Source organism: Chitinophaga polysaccharea (assembly GCF_902150045.1).
Classification (GTDB): Bacteria; Bacteroidota; Bacteroidia; order Chitinophagales; family Chitinophagaceae; genus Chitinophaga; species Chitinophaga polysaccharea_A.
In genome coordinates, this window is record NZ_CABFVU010000003.1 from 759,070 (window position 1) to 777,934 (window position 18,865).

21 protein-coding genes are annotated in these 18,865 nt (G+C 45.2%); 11 read left to right on the top strand and 10 right to left on the bottom strand.

The genetic code is table 11. The annotated features are described in order from the left end of the window. Nucleotides 1–4 precede the first annotated feature (4 nt). From FN124_RS23475 to FN124_RS23490, 4 genes are all read left to right on the top strand, one after another. Nucleotides 5–919, top strand: coding sequence for a helix-turn-helix domain-containing protein (locus tag FN124_RS23475; protein ID WP_142687205.1), 915 nt, complete (start codon nt 5–7; stop codon nt 917–919). 37 nt (nt 920–956) lie between these two features. Continuing rightward, nucleotides 957–1,835: a helix-turn-helix domain-containing protein gene (locus tag FN124_RS23480; RefSeq protein ID WP_142687206.1), complete on the top strand. Its 879-nt coding sequence runs from the start codon at nt 957–959 to the stop codon at nt 1,833–1,835. Nucleotides 1,836–1,993: 158 nt separating this feature from the next. Beyond that, nucleotides 1,994–3,052: an NAD(P)-dependent alcohol dehydrogenase gene (locus FN124_RS23485; RefSeq protein WP_142687207.1), complete on the top strand. Its 1,059-nt coding sequence runs from the start codon at nt 1,994–1,996 to the stop codon at nt 3,050–3,052. Nucleotides 3,053–3,055: 3 nt separating this feature from the next. Beyond that, on the top strand, nt 3,056–3,457 hold the full coding sequence (locus FN124_RS23490) for a (R)-mandelonitrile lyase (RefSeq protein ID WP_142687208.1): 402 nt from the start codon (nt 3,056–3,058) through the stop codon (nt 3,455–3,457). 129 nt (nt 3,458–3,586) lie between these two features. On the opposite strand, the gene FN124_RS23495 is transcribed toward FN124_RS23490, so the two are convergent. The 3 genes from FN124_RS23495 to FN124_RS23505 all read right to left on the bottom strand — a co-directional run bounded on the left by FN124_RS23495 (nt 3,587) and on the right by FN124_RS23505 (nt 5,636). Next, nucleotides 3,587–4,225 carry a class I SAM-dependent methyltransferase gene (locus tag FN124_RS23495; RefSeq protein WP_142687209.1) on the bottom strand — a complete coding sequence of 213 codons (639 nt, stop codon included), beginning with the start codon at nt 4,223–4,225 and terminating at the stop codon, nt 3,587–3,589. Between the two features lie 21 nt (nt 4,226–4,246). Next, nucleotides 4,247–4,972: a DUF8737 domain-containing protein gene (locus tag FN124_RS23500; protein ID WP_142687210.1), complete on the bottom strand. Its 726-nt coding sequence runs from the start codon at nt 4,970–4,972 to the stop codon at nt 4,247–4,249. A gap of 70 nt (nt 4,973–5,042) precedes the next feature. After that, nucleotides 5,043–5,636 carry a Crp/Fnr family transcriptional regulator gene (locus FN124_RS23505; protein ID WP_142687211.1) on the bottom strand — a complete coding sequence of 198 codons (594 nt, stop codon included), beginning with the start codon at nt 5,634–5,636 and terminating at the stop codon, nt 5,043–5,045. 412 nt (nt 5,637–6,048) lie between these two features. Between FN124_RS23505 and FN124_RS23510 the strand changes: the two genes are divergently transcribed. Further along, nucleotides 6,049–7,026: a hypothetical protein gene (locus FN124_RS23510; RefSeq protein ID WP_142687212.1), complete on the top strand. Its 978-nt coding sequence runs from the start codon at nt 6,049–6,051 to the stop codon at nt 7,024–7,026. 48 nt (nt 7,027–7,074) lie between these two features. On the opposite strand, the gene FN124_RS23515 is transcribed toward FN124_RS23510, so the two are convergent. Next, nucleotides 7,075–8,379, bottom strand: coding sequence for a DUF3108 domain-containing protein (locus tag FN124_RS23515; RefSeq protein ID WP_142687213.1), 1,305 nt, complete (start codon nt 8,377–8,379; stop codon nt 7,075–7,077). A 261-nt stretch (nt 8,380–8,640) separates the two neighbouring features. Here FN124_RS23515 and FN124_RS23520 point away from each other — a divergent pair, with 261 nt between their 5' ends. Continuing rightward, nucleotides 8,641–9,438 carry an alpha/beta fold hydrolase gene (locus FN124_RS23520; protein WP_142687214.1) on the top strand — a complete coding sequence of 266 codons (798 nt, stop codon included), beginning with the start codon at nt 8,641–8,643 and terminating at the stop codon, nt 9,436–9,438. 21 nt (nt 9,439–9,459) lie between these two features. On the opposite strand, the gene FN124_RS23525 is transcribed toward FN124_RS23520, so the two are convergent. Further along, nucleotides 9,460–9,810, bottom strand: coding sequence for a nuclear transport factor 2 family protein (locus tag FN124_RS23525; protein WP_142687215.1), 351 nt, complete (start codon nt 9,808–9,810; stop codon nt 9,460–9,462). Nucleotides 9,811–10,068: 258 nt separating this feature from the next. On the opposite strand from FN124_RS23525, the gene FN124_RS23530 reads away from it, so the two are divergent. Together FN124_RS23530 and FN124_RS23535 are read left to right on the top strand one after the other, a co-directional pair. Next, on the top strand, nt 10,069–10,803 hold the full coding sequence (locus FN124_RS23530) for a helix-turn-helix domain-containing protein (protein WP_142687216.1): 735 nt from the start codon (nt 10,069–10,071) through the stop codon (nt 10,801–10,803). Nucleotides 10,804–10,869: 66 nt separating this feature from the next. Then, nucleotides 10,870–11,412: a dihydrofolate reductase family protein gene (locus tag FN124_RS23535; protein ID WP_142687217.1), complete on the top strand. Its 543-nt coding sequence runs from the start codon at nt 10,870–10,872 to the stop codon at nt 11,410–11,412. A 250-nt stretch (nt 11,413–11,662) separates the two neighbouring features. Here the strand turns inward: FN124_RS23535 and FN124_RS31230 are convergent, their stop codons facing one another. From FN124_RS31230 to FN124_RS23545, 3 genes are all read right to left on the bottom strand, one after another. Then, nucleotides 11,663–12,097, bottom strand: a complete 435-nt coding sequence (locus tag FN124_RS31230) for a PDDEXK nuclease domain-containing protein (protein WP_221887881.1) — start codon at nt 12,095–12,097, stop codon at nt 11,663–11,665. 64 nt (nt 12,098–12,161) lie between these two features. Continuing rightward, nucleotides 12,162–12,359, bottom strand: a complete 198-nt coding sequence (locus FN124_RS31235; protein ID WP_221887882.1) for a DUF1016 N-terminal domain-containing protein — start codon at nt 12,357–12,359, stop codon at nt 12,162–12,164. 302 nt (nt 12,360–12,661) lie between these two features. Continuing rightward, on the bottom strand, nt 12,662–14,392 hold the full coding sequence (locus tag FN124_RS23545) for a putative phage tail protein (protein WP_142687218.1): 1,731 nt from the start codon (nt 14,390–14,392) through the stop codon (nt 12,662–12,664). 619 nt (nt 14,393–15,011) lie between these two features. On the opposite strand from FN124_RS23545, the gene FN124_RS23550 reads away from it, so the two are divergent. Both FN124_RS23550 and FN124_RS23555 read left to right on the top strand, forming a co-directional pair. After that, nucleotides 15,012–15,509 (top strand): GNAT family N-acetyltransferase, encoded by a 498-nt coding sequence (locus FN124_RS23550; RefSeq protein WP_185937341.1) that lies wholly within the window; start codon nt 15,012–15,014, stop codon nt 15,507–15,509. Nucleotides 15,510–15,514: 5 nt separating this feature from the next. Then, entirely contained in the window at nt 15,515–15,985 is a 471-nt protein-coding gene (locus tag FN124_RS23555; RefSeq protein ID WP_142687219.1) for a MarR family winged helix-turn-helix transcriptional regulator, read from the top strand. Here FN124_RS23555 and FN124_RS23560 read toward each other — a convergent pair whose 3' ends face one another. Then, entirely contained in the window at nt 15,986–16,597 is a 612-nt protein-coding gene (locus FN124_RS23560) for a hypothetical protein (protein ID WP_142687220.1), read from the bottom strand. Nucleotides 16,598–16,903: 306 nt separating this feature from the next. On the opposite strand from FN124_RS23560, the gene FN124_RS23565 reads away from it, so the two are divergent. Then, a complete protein-coding gene (locus tag FN124_RS23565) occupies nt 16,904–17,320 on the top strand; it encodes a hypothetical protein (protein ID WP_142687221.1) in 417 nt (138 codons plus the stop codon). A gap of 60 nt (nt 17,321–17,380) precedes the next feature. Here the strand turns inward: FN124_RS23565 and FN124_RS23570 are convergent, their stop codons facing one another. Further along, complete coding sequence (locus FN124_RS23570; RefSeq protein ID WP_142687222.1) at nt 17,381–18,853, bottom strand: RagB/SusD family nutrient uptake outer membrane protein; 1,473 nt, start codon at nt 18,851–18,853, stop codon at nt 17,381–17,383. Nucleotides 18,854–18,865 lie beyond the last annotated feature (12 nt).

Genomic DNA, 18,865 nt, shown 5'->3' on the forward strand with positions numbered 1-18,865 from the left:
CAAAATGAAAAAACATCCTTCCGTTCCATTTAAAATCGATTCTATCACCGGGTTGCACCGCATGCTGGGGCTGCCAGGACCACAACATCCGTTGATAAGCCTGATCGACAACACAAAAATTACCGTGGGAACAGATCAGTTACCTGAAACATTCCTGCTTAGCTTTTACAAAATATCATATAAAAAACTACAGCCCGGAAGGATCGGGTACGGACAGGGATATTATGATTATGATGAGGGCGGACTGGTATTTACCGCTCCTCATCAGGTCATTTCCATTATCGGCGACCAGGAATTTTATGGCGCTACGCTGCTGATCCATCCCGACTTTATCCGCAATTATCCGCTGGGGAAAAACATAAAAAACTATGGCTTCTTTTCTTATGAAGCCAATGAAGCCCTGCATCTTTCTGAAAAGGAAAAAGTAACCATTATGGAAGTGCTGGACCATATCAACAGGGAATTGAACAACCCCATAGATGATTTCAGCCAGGATGTAATGATTTCTTATATTGAAGTATTGCTCAACTTCAGTAACCGCTTCTATAAACGGCAGTTCCTTACCAGGAAGGCGGTAAATAATGATCTCCTGTCAAAAATGGAGGAGCTGTTAAACGGGTATTTTGAAACGGCACATGCCCTGAACAAAGGATTGCCCACCGTTGAATACCTGGCCACACAACTGCATCTTTCTCCCCGCTACCTGAGCGATATGCTACGCTCATTAACAGGACAGAATGCACAGCAACACATCCATGAAAAACTAATAGAGAAAGCCAAGGAGAAGCTGTCGACCACCGGTTTAACCGTCAGTGAAATTGCATACGAACTGGGCTTTGAGCACCCCCAGTCTTTCAGTAAATTATTTAAAATTAAAACCCGTCTATCCCCGCTGGAATTCCGGCAGTCGTTTAACTGATATGATTCTCTTTGTTTGATTTTCTTAACTTTGTAAGATGAAAAAAAGTCAGGCACGTTCCGTATCAGCATTCAATAACGAGCTCCGGCTGAAAGGCTTTAATGCCTTCCAGATCGAAGAAGACAGCAACGTTACACGTTTTTACAGCCGGAAGGACTTTTATAAGATCTGCCTGACCACGGGTAAGAGCATTATCCATTATGCCGACAGGAGCTTCCAGGCGGAAGGTACGGTCCTGTTTTTCGGGAATCCTCATATTCCCTATTCCTGGGAAACTATTTCCACCACTTATGCAGGCTACACCTGTCTTTTTTCGGAGGAATTCCTGAATGCCTCTGAACGTACGGAGATCCTGCAGCAATCCCCTTTCTTCAAAATCGGGGGAACGCCCATATTAACCATCACCGATGAGCAGAGGATCTTCCTGAACACCATTTTCGAGAAAATGATCGAGGAACAGCAAAGCGGTTATACCTTTAAGGATAACCTGATCCGCAATTATATTAACCTGATCCTGCACGAGGCCATGAAATTACAGCCCTCCGGGAACTTTGACCAGCATAAGAACGCTGCCAACCGGATCACGGCCGTTTTCCTTGAATTGCTGGAAAGACAGTTCCCGATCGAAAACCCTGATAAACCCCTGCAGTTGAAAACGGCACAGGACTATGCGCAAAACCTGGCCCTGCATGTCAATTACCTCAACCGCATGGTGAAAACAGTAACCGGCAAATCAACCACCACGCATATTTCCGAGCGTATCATCAGCGAGGCAAAAGCCCTGTTACAGCATACCGACTGGAATGTAGCCGATATTGCCTATGCGCTTGGGTTTGAATATCCCAGCTATTTTAATAATTACTTTAAACGGATCACCGGCACCAATCCCACCTCCTTACGCACACTGGAAGTTTGAAATTCTTAATCATTCGTTTGATAATCATAACCGGGAGAAGATAAGACCGCCCTACCTTTGCCTTGTGAAAAATATTCCCGGGAAACTTGTGCCCATGGATATCCTGGGTTCCCGGAGGAAGCTATTCCTTTTTGATAAACATCTTCAACAAAAAAAATATGAGTACAACACAAGTAAGAGCCTATGGCACAACTGCTGCCGATGCCCCTTTGAATACGCTCAATATCAAACGGAGAAAAACAACTCCGCACGATGTGGAAATTGACATCCTGTATTGCGGGGTTTGTCATTCCGATCTGCATACTGCACGTAATGAATGGCATTTCACCGTGTACCCCTGTGTACCCGGTCATGAAATCGTGGGCAGGGTTGTAAGCACAGGCGATCATGTTACCAAATTCAAGGTTGGAGATGTAGTGGGTGTAGGATGCCTGGTAGACTCCTGCCGCGAATGCCAGTATTGCAAGGAAGGGCTGGAACAGTTCTGTGAGCCCGGTGCTACACAAACCTATAATTCGCCGGATAAACACCTGAACACACCAACCTATGGCGGTTATTCAGAAAGGGTTGTGGTGGATGAGAACTTTATATTGCACATCCCGGAAAATCTTGATCCGGCAGCAGCTGCTCCTTTGCTCTGTGCGGGTATCACCACCTACTCTCCCCTGCGCCACTGGAACGTAGGCCCGGGTAAAAAAGTAGGTATCGTAGGTATCGGCGGTCTGGGCCACATGGGTATCAAAATAGCCAAGGCAATGGGCGCTCATGTAGTGGCCTTTACCACTTCCACATCAAAATTTGCTGAAGCCAAACGTTTGGGTGCAGACGAAGTGGTACTGTCTAAAGATGAAAAACAGATGGCCGCCTACCGCGGCAAGCTCCATTTTATCCTCGACGCCGTATCTGCAGAACATGATATCAACGCTTATCTGAACCTGCTCCGGGTAGATGGGTCCCTGGCCCTGGTAGGCGCACCCGAGCATCCGCTGCCGGTAGCCGCATTCAGCGTGATCGTAGGACGTAAAAGTCTTGCGGGATCAATGATCGGCGGCATTGCAGAAACCCAGGAAATGCTGGATTTCTGCGGGCAACATAATATCACTGCCGATATTGAAATGATCAATATCCAGCAGATTAATGAAGCCTATGAACGTTTGCTGAAAGGCGATGTAAAATACCGCTTTGTGATAGACATGAATTCTTTAAAAAATTCCTGAGCGATGGAAATAACAAGAACAGGCATCAAAGCATCCGTTAAAGGACCGGCCGACTGGTTCAGCGGTGCAGTGCGCATCGATCCTCTGTTCGACCCCAATAATACACGTCGCGCTGCAGCAGCAACGGTCACTTTTGAACCGGGGGCAAGAACAGCCTGGCATACCCATCCGCTTGGCCAAACGATCATTATTACATCGGGCCTTGGCTGGGTACAACGTGAAGGCGGCCCGGTAGAAGAAGTACACCCGGGGGATATAGTGTGGTTTGAAGCTGACGAGAAACACTGGCATGGCGCCTCCGCCACCGTGGGCATGAGCCATATTGCCATACAGGAAAGCCTGGATGGTGAAGTGGTGGACTGGCTGGAGCAGGTAACAGAAGAACAGTACAGCTTTAACAGGTAGATATATATAAAAAAGAGGCTGTATCATAAATAACTTAATGGGTGTGAGAATCGCATATACGAAAATTTTCTCCACCCGGTACCCGAGTAAAATCGGGTAAAAGTTATTTATGAGACAGCCTCTTTCCCTTCATTTTTTCTCCGCCCAGATATAAGCCCGCCTGCTTTGATATTCCACCTCTTCATACGGACGTCTCTCTATGGCGTCAATAATATTAAAACCGCCTTCTTCAAGTAACGCAATGATGTCTTCCGTTTTAAAGAAGAACAGGTCTACATCCACTTCTTTATCACGGGCCTTATCAAAATGAACGATCTCATCGCCCGCGTGAAAGGAAAATAAAAAACCTCCTCCTGTTTTCAATACCCTGTTTATCTCCTCAAAACATTTCCTGACCTGCTCCTTCGTAAAATGCACTATCGCATAAAAAGCCACTGCACTCCCAAGATGTCCGGATGGATAACTGATACGGAGCAAATCACCGGTCTCAAATTTGATCTGGGGGGAAAGTTTCCCGGCTGCCTCAATCATTGCCGGCGACAGGTCAACACCAATAATGTTTTTTACGCCATGGTCGTACAGGAACCTGGTGGTTTGCCCAGGTCCGCAGCCAAAGTCGGCGCATAGCCCCTTATCTTTATTAACAAAAGCAAACTCCTTCAATAACAACCGGTCAAAATGTTTTTTAGACAGTTCATCCCAACGCTCAGCGGCATAATCGCCGGCTACCTGGTTATAACAGCTCAGTACTTTTTCCTGTGAATTCATTTCATTCGTGGTTTTCCAATGTTAATCAATATTTCCCGCTTTCTTCAATTGATATAATTTCCTGAACACCGCTGTATGCAAAAATAAGATAGTTGCAGGAGCAAAAGCGGGAAACCAAACAAACGGAAATACCGTCATCTCCCTCAGATTGCCATTAGCGCCTGTAATCACTGCAATCGTCAGCAGGTCTATAATATCTGCAATGCCCAGGATATTCCATGCATACACAGCGGTCATGTGCCCCGGGCTTTTCCTTGCAACCATCTTTGCCACCGGCAGCGCCAGGATAGCGGTAATAATATCTCCCAGGCCGGCCGCAAAAGCAAATCGTGCAGGAAGAAGATGATAAAAATAAAGAAGGATGAAAAATACGCCAACAACCCGGAATATATGTACGGCGACTAATGATTCCAACGTGGCCGAGCGTAACAGTGTTTTAAATAATTTCGTGTTCCCGATAAATCCAAACAGGATGAGAAGCAGCGGCATACCAGCCCAGATCATTACTTTCGGCGGTATGGAATTTACCTCAAATACCCCTTTCAGGGAAAACACGGAAACATAAACAAGATAAACAATATAAAAACAAAAAATACCAACCCGGATATTCCGTGACTTCCCCGGGGAGATGCCAGCACGGAGCGCTGCCTGTTTTACCGGTTTGGTAATAAAGAAGATGGAATAAAGAAAGCATACAATAAATAATACGATGGCCCAAAGAGGCATCCCTGATACGTGATTTCCCATTTGATCTGTAGTTTTAATAAGACAAAGGAAAATTAAATGTGCCAGCCTGGGCTTGGCAAATGGCAAGAAATCAGCAGCTGGCCGCTTTTCTGGCAAACTCCTTTCTTATCCTGCTCAACGAAGTATCAGTGATCCCCAGGAAGGAAGCGATGTACTTTAGAGGTACATTCTGAAAGATGCCCGGGCTTGAATTTATCAGGTTGCTGTACCGTTGTTCTGCCGTTTCCTGCAACATCGACAACATCCTTTCTTTCAGCGTGCTGTACTGGTTCACTATGTTCAGCCGGCCAAACTCACGAAACTCAGAAATGGCATGGAAACTGGCCTGCATATCTTCATAGGTAATATACCAGGTTTCACACCCGGTAACTGCCTGGAGATATTCTTTTGCAGGACTTCTCTTGAAGAAGGAAAGCAGGTCGTTGGTAAAAGTGTTTTCCGGGTAAAATGCTGTGGTTACTTCGTTGCCATCAACATCGTACGTATAGGACCTGATAATACCTTTCTCAATAAAATGAGATGCATTGCAAACTTTACCCGCTTCCAGCACATAACCGTTTCTTTCAAACTGCATTGGTTTGAACTTTTCCACCACCTGCCCTGCTTTAGCCTGGCTCATTGGCAATACCTGCTGAATAAACTGCACTAAACTTTCTTTATTCATTGTTTGCTTTTATATGGCCGGTGCCGGCACCACATCTGAAATACATTGAACTTGTGACCATCAGGATCAGCAAATACAAAACCATTATATCCCTCTCTCCAGATCCCGTATACCGAAATGGGGCCGGATTTTTTTTGTCTTCATAAACTAGGGGCTTCTTTTTTAATCAACTCAAAAATAGTCCATAGGCCGGTCAAACAGGGGGCTATTCGCGAAATTCTCCGGGGGTATTTCTGCCATTCTATCATAAAACGCATTTAGTAGACATTTTGTAGTCGCCTCAAACACGAATTGTAGTAACACTGTAGTCACCCGGAAATGTGAAGCCCCACGCCGGCCGCGTATCTTTGAGTGTCCTTATAACCCGGGGCGACTCAATTCTCCAAAACTCATATCAACAAAAAACTAAAGAATGATCAGGAAAATTAAACGATTCACGGGCCCGTTGTTACTATTACTGGCTGCCACCTCCATGCTCCGGGCCCAGTCTGCACCCTCGTTGCTCTTTGTGTACGACGACTATTCTGGTACAGAAACGGGCCTCACCTACTACAGAAATGGTGAAATGCTCCGGCTCACAGATGGTAAAACCTATGCGGGGGCATCGGCTATTACTATATCCGGTAATGACGAGTATGTGGCAGGGTATCAAAACAACGCTGCGGGCGAGCCCGTTGCCACCTATTGGAAAAACGGGCAGGCAATAACCCTCACCAACGGGGAAACCTATGCAAAGGCAGTAGGCATAAGTGTATCCGGCCAGGATGTACATGTGATTGGAAACGACGGGAAGCTGGCCATGTACTGGAAAAATGGAAAGGCTGCCTCTTTTGGGGAAGACACAAAATTATCCGCCATTTCCATCAGCGGAAACGATGTTTATATAGCCGGTTACCGGCCCAATGAGGAAGGGGAATATGTAGCCACCTGTTGGAAGAATGGGGTGCCCCAGGCACTGACTGATGGTAAGAGAAGCGCAGAAGCTGCTTCTATTGCCATATCCGGAAATGATATTTACGTGGCGGGGTTTGAAGTGAATACGGAGGGAAAAGAAACAGCCATGTATTGGAAAAACGGTACACCGGTTATTCTTAAGGAAGGCTGCAGGGCAAACGCGATTGCCATATCCGGCAACGAGGTACATGTGGCGGGCATTGACAGGAACGAGGCAGGCGCCAATATTGTTGTACACTGGAAAAATGGCGTTGCTGCGCGCCTTACCAGTGGCGGGGAAACAGCTGGCGCCGGGGTCAAAACCATTGCTATTGCAGGGAATGATGTTTACCTGGCCGGTTATCTTGATGGTAAAGCCACCTATTGGAAAAATGGTAAACCGGTAAATCTGAAAGATATAGTGGGGGGAATAAACGGGATGGCTGTTAAACCATAAAAAAGAGCCGCATACACGAATGTATGCGGCCCTCATTAAATTATATACTCACGCACGTGTTTTCTTGAGTTTTACCTCCACCTTCTCACCTGGTTTACTCACTGTTACCACCTTTTTCACTACGGCGCCCATGCCTGTGCTGTAATCCCTGTTAACCGTATTGGTACTGGTTCCCTGGAACATGCCGTTGATGTAGTGATCGGTATACCCTACCACTTCCGCCTGGGTGTAGGAATGGTCGTAACTAAACTCGGTATATAACAGGTACTCGCCTGGCATGAGGTTTACAAATTCGAAATGCCCTGCATCATCATACACTCTGGTTGTTTTGATACACTGGGCGGCTTCATCGAGCAAGGCAATACCTTCCCGGCCTTTTTTACGTTGGGATTCGTTGGTCTTGATCCATTCCTTAAAATAGTCGTTGTAAGGGATGAGGATCACCTGTGTACCGCGGGGCGCTACCTGTTTCGCCTGGATATTCATCACCTGCATTTTGGCAAAGATGGTACCATTATCATTGAAATCGCGGGCAAACACCTGCCCGGAAATGATGGACTTACCACCTTTCACCATTTTCATAGTGGCATCTTTATCGAACGGCGCCTTGATGGAGTTGAAATCTGTTTCCAGATCCACCATCCTGATCTGCTGCCCGTTGCTCCACATATCTATCTGCCATAAACGGCGGGTCTTCTTATCGATGTAGGAAACAGATCTTTCATCCGTAGATGGTTCTACCACCGTCACTTCCCATACATCATGCTTACCGGTATATTTACTGATCCAGGTACTGTTCTTTACTTCCTCCACCACGGCTCTTTTCACGTTCGCTGTGTTGGTGGGCTTGTATTCATACACAGGCAGATCAGTGCTGTAGCCGGACGACAGCGGCAGCAGCGACAGGATGAACGGATAGGTATAGCTGTCTATGAAGTATTGGTTGCCCGCTTCCCTGATCTGGGTCTTCTCACCTGTTTTCTTATCTACATAATAACCGGTAACATTGTTGTCAAAGTGCAGTACCATATCTTTCAAGGTACTGTGCGAGGCACGGTAAACAGGCTTAAAATCGTTGAGGTTGGATATGGAGGTATCTTTCCACTCTTCCAGCCCGGTAAGCGCCGTCACGGTAGTTAATGCCAGTTTATCACTGGTGGTGTTGATGCCAATGGTAAAGGTGCCGATCGCCGTTTCGTCGCTTCCGTTTACACTGTAACAGCCAAGCGTATATTTACCATTCTTCAGCAGCTTGCTGTCGAATTTTTCCTGGGCCTGGCTCCTGCCGCCAATAACAGTGAAGAGAAGCAAAGCAGAAGGGATCAGGATCAATTTAGGAAATTGAGAAAACATGGTTCTAATAGTTTATCAAACAATGACAAAAGTAGGCTATTCCGCAAATCCGGCGTATACTCGGATACAGGGAAGCAAATATACCTGTTTCCAGGTAGATGTGATTGTAAAACAGCCCTGATAAAGATACATGCCGGGCGCATTCCGTTCACCGGAACGCCCGCTGCGTTTATACCTACCCGTTATCTCTTCTCATTTGCAAAAGAAATCCACGTAACTGGTTAACTTTACCATGAGTTTTACAACCTGAGAAAATAACAAATGACCAATTGGAATACCGCAATCTGCGAAGCAAATAATATCAGCATACACTATACAAGAACCGGGGGAAACAAGCCTCCTTTAATTTTACTGCATGGACTAATGACCAACGGCCTGTGCTGGACAGATCTGGCGCATGCCCTGGAGAGAGATTACGATATAATAATGCCTGATGCCAGGGGACATGGCAGATCCGGTGTACCTGATTATGGATACCGGTACGAAGACCACGCCAATGATATAGCCGGTTTGATCAATGCCCTGGAGCTTCCGCCTCCTTTCCTGCTGGGGCATTCAATGGGAGGAATGACTGCCGCCGTGGTGGCAAGCCGTAAGCCCAACCTCTTCCGGGGCCTGATCCTGGCTGATCCCACATTCCTTAGCCCCAAAGTGCAGCGGGAAGTGCGCGACAGTGATGTTGCTGATCAGCACCGGAAAATGCTTGGTTTGTCGCTGGAAGAAGTAGTGGCCGCAGCAAGGGGACGGCACCCTCACCGCCGGCAGGGAACCCTTGAGCTATTTGCCCGTGCCAGGCTGCAGACCAGCATGAGCGCTTTTGATGTGCTCACACCACCCAATCCTGATTATAGGCAGTTGATGAGCGGGATTGATATTCCCACCCTCCTCCTGTTTGGTGATAAAGGCGTGGTTACACCTACTGTTGCGGAAGAGCTGCAACACCTTAATCCCCGCTTACAGGTGGAACAGATCCCGGGTGCAGGTCATAGTCTTCATATGGACCAGCCGGAGCGTTTTGCCGCTGCCGTTAAAAGATTCCCGGAACACACGGGAAAATAAATGCTTCCAGGCCCACGGTTTTTACCTTGATGTGTGCTCAATAACAAACGCCTTTAATTCAGCCATCTTACCATCGCGAAAACGCCATACATCGCAGTAAGAGTAATCAACCATTTTCCCGGTTTCATCTTTCATGCTGATTTTGCCAACCGCCGTAACAAACTCACCTTCCGCGATCAGGTTTTCAACTATGAATTTTGGTGGCGTTGCATACGCGTTTGCCATATATTGCCGGACGGCTTCTTTTCCCCGCAGTGTTCTGTCACCTACAAAAGTCCATTCCGTATCTTCCGTGCAGAAAAACAGGAACCCTTCGTTATCGCCTCCGGCCACAGCCGCATTTGCTTTTTCCAGTACAGTTTTATTACTCATATATCGCTTCAGATTATACTTAATAAAAAGTGGTTTCCTTTTGTGAATTAGCATCTTCCGCATACCAGGTAAACAGAATTTGCTCTTCGCATACAAATTTCAGGAATTACTTCTAATTTTTTGCGAGACTGTCTTTTATGATCTGAAGTATTTTGCATACATCTTATTACGGAGTTTTTCGTGTATTTTTACCCTCTGTTTTTTTTAAAAAACATATAAGCCTGTTGCAGCGCTATTGTAAACCAACATCAACAGATAATGAAGCATAAGGACATAAAGCCCTGCCCGGAGTTAGTACCGTTTATTCATTCCTTTTGGGAGTTAAAGGGCGGGGATAATGACGGTCAATGGGAAAGAAACTTTCCCGACGGATGCCCGGGGCTGGTGATAAATTTAGGGGATAACTGTATAACTGATAACGGTAGTCTTACCATGGAGCATCGTAAAACTTATGTTGTTGGCGCTATGACTTCCTTTAAAGATAGCTTTATCAATGCAGATACACATTTATTGGGCGTATGTATAAAACCGGCGGCTTTTTCAAACCTCTATAGCTATGCGCCCCAGGTTGAAATAATAAACAGTACCATTGAATTTGAAAATACAAATGCATTTGATTTTGAAAAGATAATCAAAGATCCCTTTATTTATCTCAACCGGTTTTTTATTGACAGGATTGGGAATAAGAATAAGCCGCTTCAACCTGTTATAGAAGATATTCATCGCGCAAATGGTCAACTCAGCATTCAGGAAATTGCCAGAAGAAACCATACAACGGTAAGGCAGCTGGAGCGGAATTTCAGGATCCATATCGGTCTTACGCCCAAAGAATATTCAAATATTGTCCGCTTCCAGCATGCGTTGTCGGTAATTAAAGGATCTGCCGGGGAACGCAGTTTATCAGACATTGCTTTTGATTGCGGATTTTACGATCATTCACATCTTACCAGCGAAATAAAGAAAAACACCGGGCTTGTACCCTCTCAACTTTAATTTTGTCGCATTTTTCCAAAACAGGAACATCGTCTGACATTTAACTTTGCTGAAAAATAAGTTTTTATGAGAAAGGTGATATTAAATTTAGCAGTTAGCTTAGATGGATTTATAGAAGGCCCTAACGGGGAAATTGACTGGTGCATCATGGACGATGATATGAATTTTGATGCTTTCATATCAAGTATAGATACGATGTTTTACGGCAGGGTAAGTTATGACGCCTGGGGAAATTTTCAACCGGATGAAAATACAAGCCCGGCAGAAAAAATGATGTGGCAAGGCATACATGCTAAAAATAAATTCGTGTTTTCAAGCCAGAACAGGCAAGACGACAGAGCTACCTTTATCAGTTCCAATATTGCAGAAAAAGTAACAGCCATTAAAGAGCAGCCGGGTAAAGACATTTGGCTGTACGGCGGCGCCAACCTTATAAAAACATTCATTCACTCAGGCCTGATTGATATGTATAAAATATCTGTGCACCCTGTAGCTTTAGGAAGCGGGAAGCCTTTATTTGAAGATTTGAAAGAGCGGCTTGGATTGAAACTAATAAATACCAAGGTTTATAGATCGGGGGTTGTAGAGCTTACGTATGAACCTGCGTAAGCCCGGTGGGTAGTGGGAATGGGGCAAGGGTTCCCTTCTCTAAGTATTTTTACCTGGTGTAGCAAAGCTATGATGCCGGATGCATTGAATTTTGTTCGAATTATAATAGAATGGGTCCACACAGGTTTGCTCCAGCCTGTGTGGTAAATATATTGAATCGACTGAAAGCGCCGCTCTGAGTTCTGGTGCCTTTATAAAAATTCAAAACCTCTGGCAGGAACAAAAATCTATATACACTGCAATCATCGTCTTACGATATCATGCTTCTATTTGTCAAATTCTTTGTTATCACTAAAATTTCGTGAAGCTTTTTCTGGAGTATTTTTTTATCGGGAAGCTTGGTTTGATATTCCGCGATAAGCGTTGGCGACATGCACCGACTTAGTGTATATTCGACTACTTCTTTGTCTTTATCTTTACAGAATAAGATGCCAATACTTGGATTTTCATTATCGTTTTTAACATCTCTATCCAATGCTTCCAGGTACAAATTGATTTGTCCCATATGCTCAGGTTTAAATCTATCTGCTTTTAGCTCAATTGCGACCAAACACTGTAATTCCTTGTGATAAAACAATAGATAAATGTTAGTTATATTAGGATGAATTTCTCTCAGCACTGCTGAGAGTTTTGAATTACCAATTACTGTGCGTTCAAAAATGCTGCTATTAATCTGTCTATCCAACTCCCTTGTACTATATTTTTCCCGAATACATAGCTTGAGATAAAATTCACGTTCATCTTGTGATTTAGTACGGCTGAATAGTCAGATTATTGGTCCAGGTGACCTCTTTTAACAGGGGCATAAGCTCCGGTGAAGATTCATATGCCTCATAAAATTGTTTCATACGCCATAGATTCTTGTTGGAGCATCCCTTAAGTTCCGGTTCATTACATCGTATGTACTCTGCCAGCTCATCAACCACTGATTGCCCCACTCTGCGCATTTCACCTTTCTACTGATGTATTCACCAATATTCCAATACAAGCTGATTTATTTTGTATTAACTGATCTCATCGCGGCAATACGGGAATTTCTGATATAAAAAGTGGGCGTCTCAAAAAGAATTGAGATGCTCTTTTATTTCCTTTTGTCGTTCTCAAATTTAACCTCCTAAGCTGCTCTTTAAAGTCTTTCCTTCAACCTGATTACCTGGATAACCGGACTCCTTTTCTCAAAATAAATAAAAGGAGCTGCCTCAAAGTTACTTTTGAGACAGCTCCCTCGGCAGTCAAATGAGATCCTGATTTAAGCCTGCATCACGCCGAAATAAGCATGATAATCAAATGTAACGGCGCCTGTATTCTCATTAAAGTTGGTGAGTTCAATTTCCCCTGTGACATCGCTTAATACAAAATAAGGAATACAGAAAGAAACATGTTGATTGCTGTGTAACATAACAAAGTTAGATGCCCATCCTGGCCCAGAGGCAAGCGTTACTCCTGCTGGTGCAGATACATACAGAATAGATTTATTTGTGGCCAGGGTACAGTAACCATTGAGAATAATAAATCCGCGTTCTCCTTTCGCAAACTTCTTGGTAAGGCCGGTAATTTTTTGTCCTGGATTATAGTTGCCCGTTACCGGCTGATACTTGTAAACATAGCCAACATCAGATGCCGTTCCGTATCTGTTATCACTCAGTAATACCGGCTGTTCCAGATAGAATAGATCTCCGTTTCCCCTATAGCTGACATTCGCAATAGAGGAACTGTTTGAGCCGGTTCCTTTTATCTGGATCGGTGTCACATAAGTATTATCTATCTGTATATCAGAAATGGCCAGGTAAAGATTATTGTTGTTGGCAACGATCGCTACATTGGTGGTTGTTGCATTGGCAGCCTTAAACTGACATCCCCGAATGGCAACGTTACCCGCAAAGTTATTTAGCGTTATACCGGTTCCTTTCTGATCGCTGAAGATACAATTGGCGATATTAGCATGATATAACTGCGGTGAAGACGTGTTAGGATTAAAAATAATTCCCCTGGCATAGATCATATTGTTTTCGATCAATAGATCCTGACAATGGCTTGCCACTCCTTTTGTAAAATAGAAAGTCGCATTCCCGTTGACGGTGTTGGCCCCGAGGTAGTTATTGCATACCTGCAACGTATAAATATTTTCGACATGAAAGGTATTATAAAAGGCGTCAATGGTACAGTTGGTGATTGTCAGCCCTTCGGGATAAAGGATAGCTCCCTCTGGTCTGCCCCAAAGTCCAATACCGAAGCAGCCGGTTACACTGGCCGAGCAATAGATCACTGTACTGTCTATTACATTCTCCACTGTTTTGCCCCGATATTCTACTCCATTCTGACAGTAAAAGCTGCTGTTCAAAATATTAATGCGCCTGGTAGCATTTTCCTGCACCACACTTTTAGCAAAATACAACATATTGATCCTGTCAATGACAATATCCGAAGCATACGCACTGGCAGGAAGTTGGGTGGTAGCGTTTGGATCCCCAATAATAAATATGCATGTAGACGTGTTGGCAGTGTTATCGATGAGCATACCATTCATGATGGTAATCTTGATCTGCTGCTGAATTCTTAACAGTGCGCCACCGGCAGTGGCATTTACAAATTTCAGGGTACTTCCGTTCAGGTCAATATGCCTGTAGCTTTTAACATTAAGTGTTGCATTAACCGAATAACTACCGGTGTCAAACAAAATACTCATACAACTATCAAGACATCGTTGCAGCCGCTGTGTATTGTCTGTGAGATTAGGCGCTTGAGCATCTTCTTTAACGCCAAACCATTTTACGGATGCCGGTTCATCTGCCAACCGGACCCAATATCCTCCTGGCGCCTGTATAATGGTACCATCATTACCAGATAATCCACTGCTGGTATCCCAGTAAAAAGATCCACCACCGCCATCTCCCGGTGCATAATAACCAAGTAGGGTAACGACTTCCTGGGGTTGTGAGCCTGATGCAATTTTCATGCTGGCCATTGTTGTAAATACCATTCTCTAATTTTTGAGGTTAACAAATAAATAGTAATGATTAATGAAGGTAGCCCTGCTATACGCATTGTATATACGTAATATTACTAAAACAAAAAACCTTGCAGAATAAGCTTGCGCAAGGATTTAATTATTTTCTCCGGGAGCTACTTTTCATTGATCAGAAGAAGAGTTTTCACATAAATAAACAGCTTCCCGTGGGCAATTTATATCTTACCCCCTTTGCTTTTTCTTGATTAGAAGAAATACTGGACAGGTAATGGTATTCAAATAAAATAGCGTGATACATTTTTTGGGAATTATATCACGCTTTTTGTGATCCCCGCGGGACTCGAACCCGCATTCCCCTTCCGGGGCAGTATGGCTGTAAATACGCTTCCCTACTAACCCCAGGTTTCGGTGCAACTGTAAATTCTGATCATTGCAGAGCGCATCCGCAACGATATGTATCCATACACTCCACGGCGACGTAATTTTTCCGCAGCTTTATCCATTTTAAGCGAGAGGATCATTGTTTTACAAAGATGCATACCCACCTGCGCAATACACCTGCGCAGTTAAAAGGAAAAATATTTTTATTTATGTAATTAACTACGTAGTTTTGTACTGTAAATAAGTAAAAATGAGCATCACAAAAGATATCAGACCCATTCACAATGAATATTGTCAGCAAATAATTGACATCATCCTGCCCATCCAGCAAAAGGAATTCAATGTACCGGTTACTATCGAAGACCAACCGGACCTGTTTGATATAGAAACCAATTACCACAATACCGGCGGCGGATTCTGGGGAGGTTTTGTAAACGGGGAACTGGCTGGCACCATCGCGCTTATCAGCATAGGGCACAATGCGGGCGCCATCCGGAAAATGTTTGTGAAAAAGGAATTCCGGGGAAAAGATACCGGTATTGGCCAGCAACTGCTGGAAGAACTGATCTCCTATTGCAGGTCTGCAGGAATAAAAGACCTGTATCTCGGCACGGTCGATAAACTTGCCGCTGCCCGCCGCTTCTATGAGCGCAATCATTTTAAAGAAATAAGAAAAACGGATTTACCGTCGTATTTTCCCCTGATGAATGCAGATAATGTTTTTTATCATCTACACATTAATGATTGATAAGTATGACAAACGTGATCGATGAATCAGGGATACTGGCTATTTCCACGAGGCTGCAACGGCTCAGCGACCAGCTGCGGAAAGACGGTCTCCTGATCTATAAGGCCAATGGGATCGAGTTTGAGCCGAAATGGTTCCCGGTGGTTTATACCCTGCACCTGAAGCCGGTGCTCAGCGTGGTGGAAATTGCCGGGGAAATAGGATACTCCCACCCCTCTACTATCAGCCTGCTGAAAGAGCTGGAAAAGCAAAAGCTGATCCGCTCTAAAAAAGACAAAACCGATGAAAGGAAAAGGCTTATCCAGCTTACTGAAAAAGGGAAAGCCCTGATCAACGATATGCAACCCGTCTGGAATAAGATGATAATAGCCCTCACGGCGCTAACAGATACAAAAAATAACCTGATGAAGGCAATTGAAGAAGTGGAGCAACAAATGAAATCCTTTAGTTTTTTTGAAAGGGCACAACAACTATAGCTAAGCCAGCAAACCATTTACCAGCGCCTTCCACTGCAGTTTGGATATGCCGATCGCACCGGTAGAGCCCACAACGGCATTCCGGATCTTATCTCCCAGGTCGGTTGCCTGTGTATTTGGCACCTCATTACGTCCGTAAACAGTGGCAGTTATTTCCGCATGATCGCGTACCAGCACAAAGGAACTGCTGGCTTCCTTACGCAGGAAATGCGCAATACCGGCGCTTTTCTGAACCGGGTGCTCCGATGGCCTGGCCCTGATAAAGAACACCTCCTGGTGCTCATTGAGCGCCACATGCTCCTTCTGCTCGATCTTTACCCAGTCGAACCCCTTGCCGGCATTATTACCCGGCCCTGGAATATCAATCCTTATATACATACCGGTTTCCGCCTCGCCCTCCACCGGTTTCCCCGCCAGGTCGGTCAGCTGGAAGCCCGACGAAATGCTGCCGCTGAGCGATGCCCAGTGATTCACATCCAGCAGGCGCGCCATAGCGGTTCTGAAAAAGTCGCGCGCCGCCGCCTCGTGTACCAGTGCTTTCGTTTCTGAAGTAGTGGTAGCTTCGCCCGTATACTGCGCCGGAATAAAAGGCGCTGCAATATTATCTCCCATACCTGAAATTTTCTGGTAAAATATTCTGTAAAGATTGCGATAAAAAACTTGTGCCAATTTTATATTAGACATACCTTTGGGATGCAAAAGTATGGACTTTGTATTCCGGGCCTGGTAATTCTGTCGTTCAAAACGATGCAATAAGGAAGCTCCGATCTGCCTTCCACCACTTTTTGACCATATTTACTCTTCATTAGAGCGCCTTTCCCACAACTGTCAGCACATTGGTAATTGTAAACTGTACCCTGCCACAGCTTTGCCTGTACGCAGGGATGAACAATTTATTGATGTTTAAAGATAAGGAATATGAATAGTATATACTCGCTTATAGTGAGCTGTTTTCTATACCTGGCCTGCAGCAATGCAAAGCCCAATCAAACAAACAGCAAAATCACCGGCCGTTGGCTGCCTGTTAAAACAGTCATCAGTTGTGTCGAAGACGGCAAAAAGACCTTTGAAAAAACAGATACCAATTTCACCGAAATGGATCTGATGGTGTTTAAAGAGAACGGTACACTGGAAGACGGCGGCCAGCGTTATGAAGCATACACCATTGACCTGAAAACAAAAGAACTCACCCTCCAGGAAGGCAACGGCGACGGCATCACCTTTAAAATAAGGACCATGAACCCCGAAGAACTGGTCATCTTCCGGGAGGATGAGGAGATCTTTAAAAGAACCAAACGCCAGATGAAACTGGAGATCTACTTCCGCCGCATCTGATCATTTCAACACCGGCAAATAATCCCCGAAGGAAGCACTTCACCAGCAAACCATCTGCCATCAAGGATTCTGCGGGAAGTTGACGGGGTCATTATGAATATCTATTTCACTCTGCGGTATCGGAAATAACAGCCGTGCCGGCGTAAGCGCAGGTGTGGTAAGATTATATTCGTTCTTCAGGTGGGCCTGCATAATGGCCAGCCCTTTTGAATAACGCACCAGGTCGAACCAACGATTATTTTCAAAGGCCAGCTCTACTCTCCTCTCTGCAAAAACAGCATCGCGGAAACTACCCTGGTCAGGCAACTCAGCCGGTGTTTTGTCTTTCAATCCCGCACGTCGCCTTACCTGGTTGAGGAAGCCAAAGGCGGTGTTATCACCGGTGGCAGCGCTGTATCCCTGCTCGTTCAGCGTTTCCGCCTGCAGCAACAGGATATCTGCATACCGTAATACCGGGAAACTGCTGCCTCCATCGCCGGTAGCGCCGGGAGGATCCAGGTATTTCTTTACATAATTCCCTGCCTGTGTAGTAGTGGCATTCTTGTAAGACACGGTGTCCAGCGATGCGATCAGCCTCTTATCACCGGTTTCATAAGCAGCCACCAGGTCGTGCGTAGGCCGGTTATTGTTTGATCCCCCATAGGCCACACCGTTATAATAAAAGGAGAACGGCACCATGTCGGTGAAATAGTAATTGCCTTCAGAAGGATTCAGCCCCTTTTTAAAACGGATAATAAACAACACCTCTGCATTAAGCCCTGCTGCCGGGTTATACAAAGCAGCATAATCAGGCAGCAACGTATATCCGTTCACGTTTTTCAGTACTGCGGCTGCAGCGCTCCATTTTTTCTCTGTCACATATACTTTCCCCAGCAGGCCGTTGGCGCTGCCGGCGGTTACCCGTCCATAATCGTTCACGTTGGTATACACCGCGGGAAGCAAAGTGGCGGCAGATTGCAGGTCCTTTTCTATCTGCGCATATACTTCGGTGATATCATTCCGTTTATCGTTGAGCGATTCGCTGGTGGTTTCCACCCTGGTTACCAACGGCACTTTTCCATACAGCCGTACCAGGTCAAAATACACGAATGCCCGCAGGAATAAAGCCTCTCCCCTGAACTGCTTTTTGGAGGAATCCGGGATGTCCGCAGCATCAATCTGGTCCAGCACCGCGTTGGCGCGGGATATGGTAAGATAGGCGCCTGCATATACATCGGTGAGGAACGGGTTGGTAGTGGTTTCTGTGAACAGGTCTATCTGCGAAGCCACACCGCCCAGCGCGCCACGGTCAAGGATATCGGTATTATCACTCCTTACTTCCATCAGGTAGTAGGCCGATTTGCCATAACTGCGGGTGTTCTGCAAACCATCATAGATGGCATTTACGCCCTGCTGGAAATCGCTGGTGGTTTTAAAGAAGGTGGCCGTTGTTTGATTGGATACCGGCGGAAGGTTGATAAAATTCTTGCTGCAGGATGCCATTGCTGTTACCAGCCATAAACCTGCTATTGCTTTTATATGATTCAGCTGCATAAGTGCCTGTTT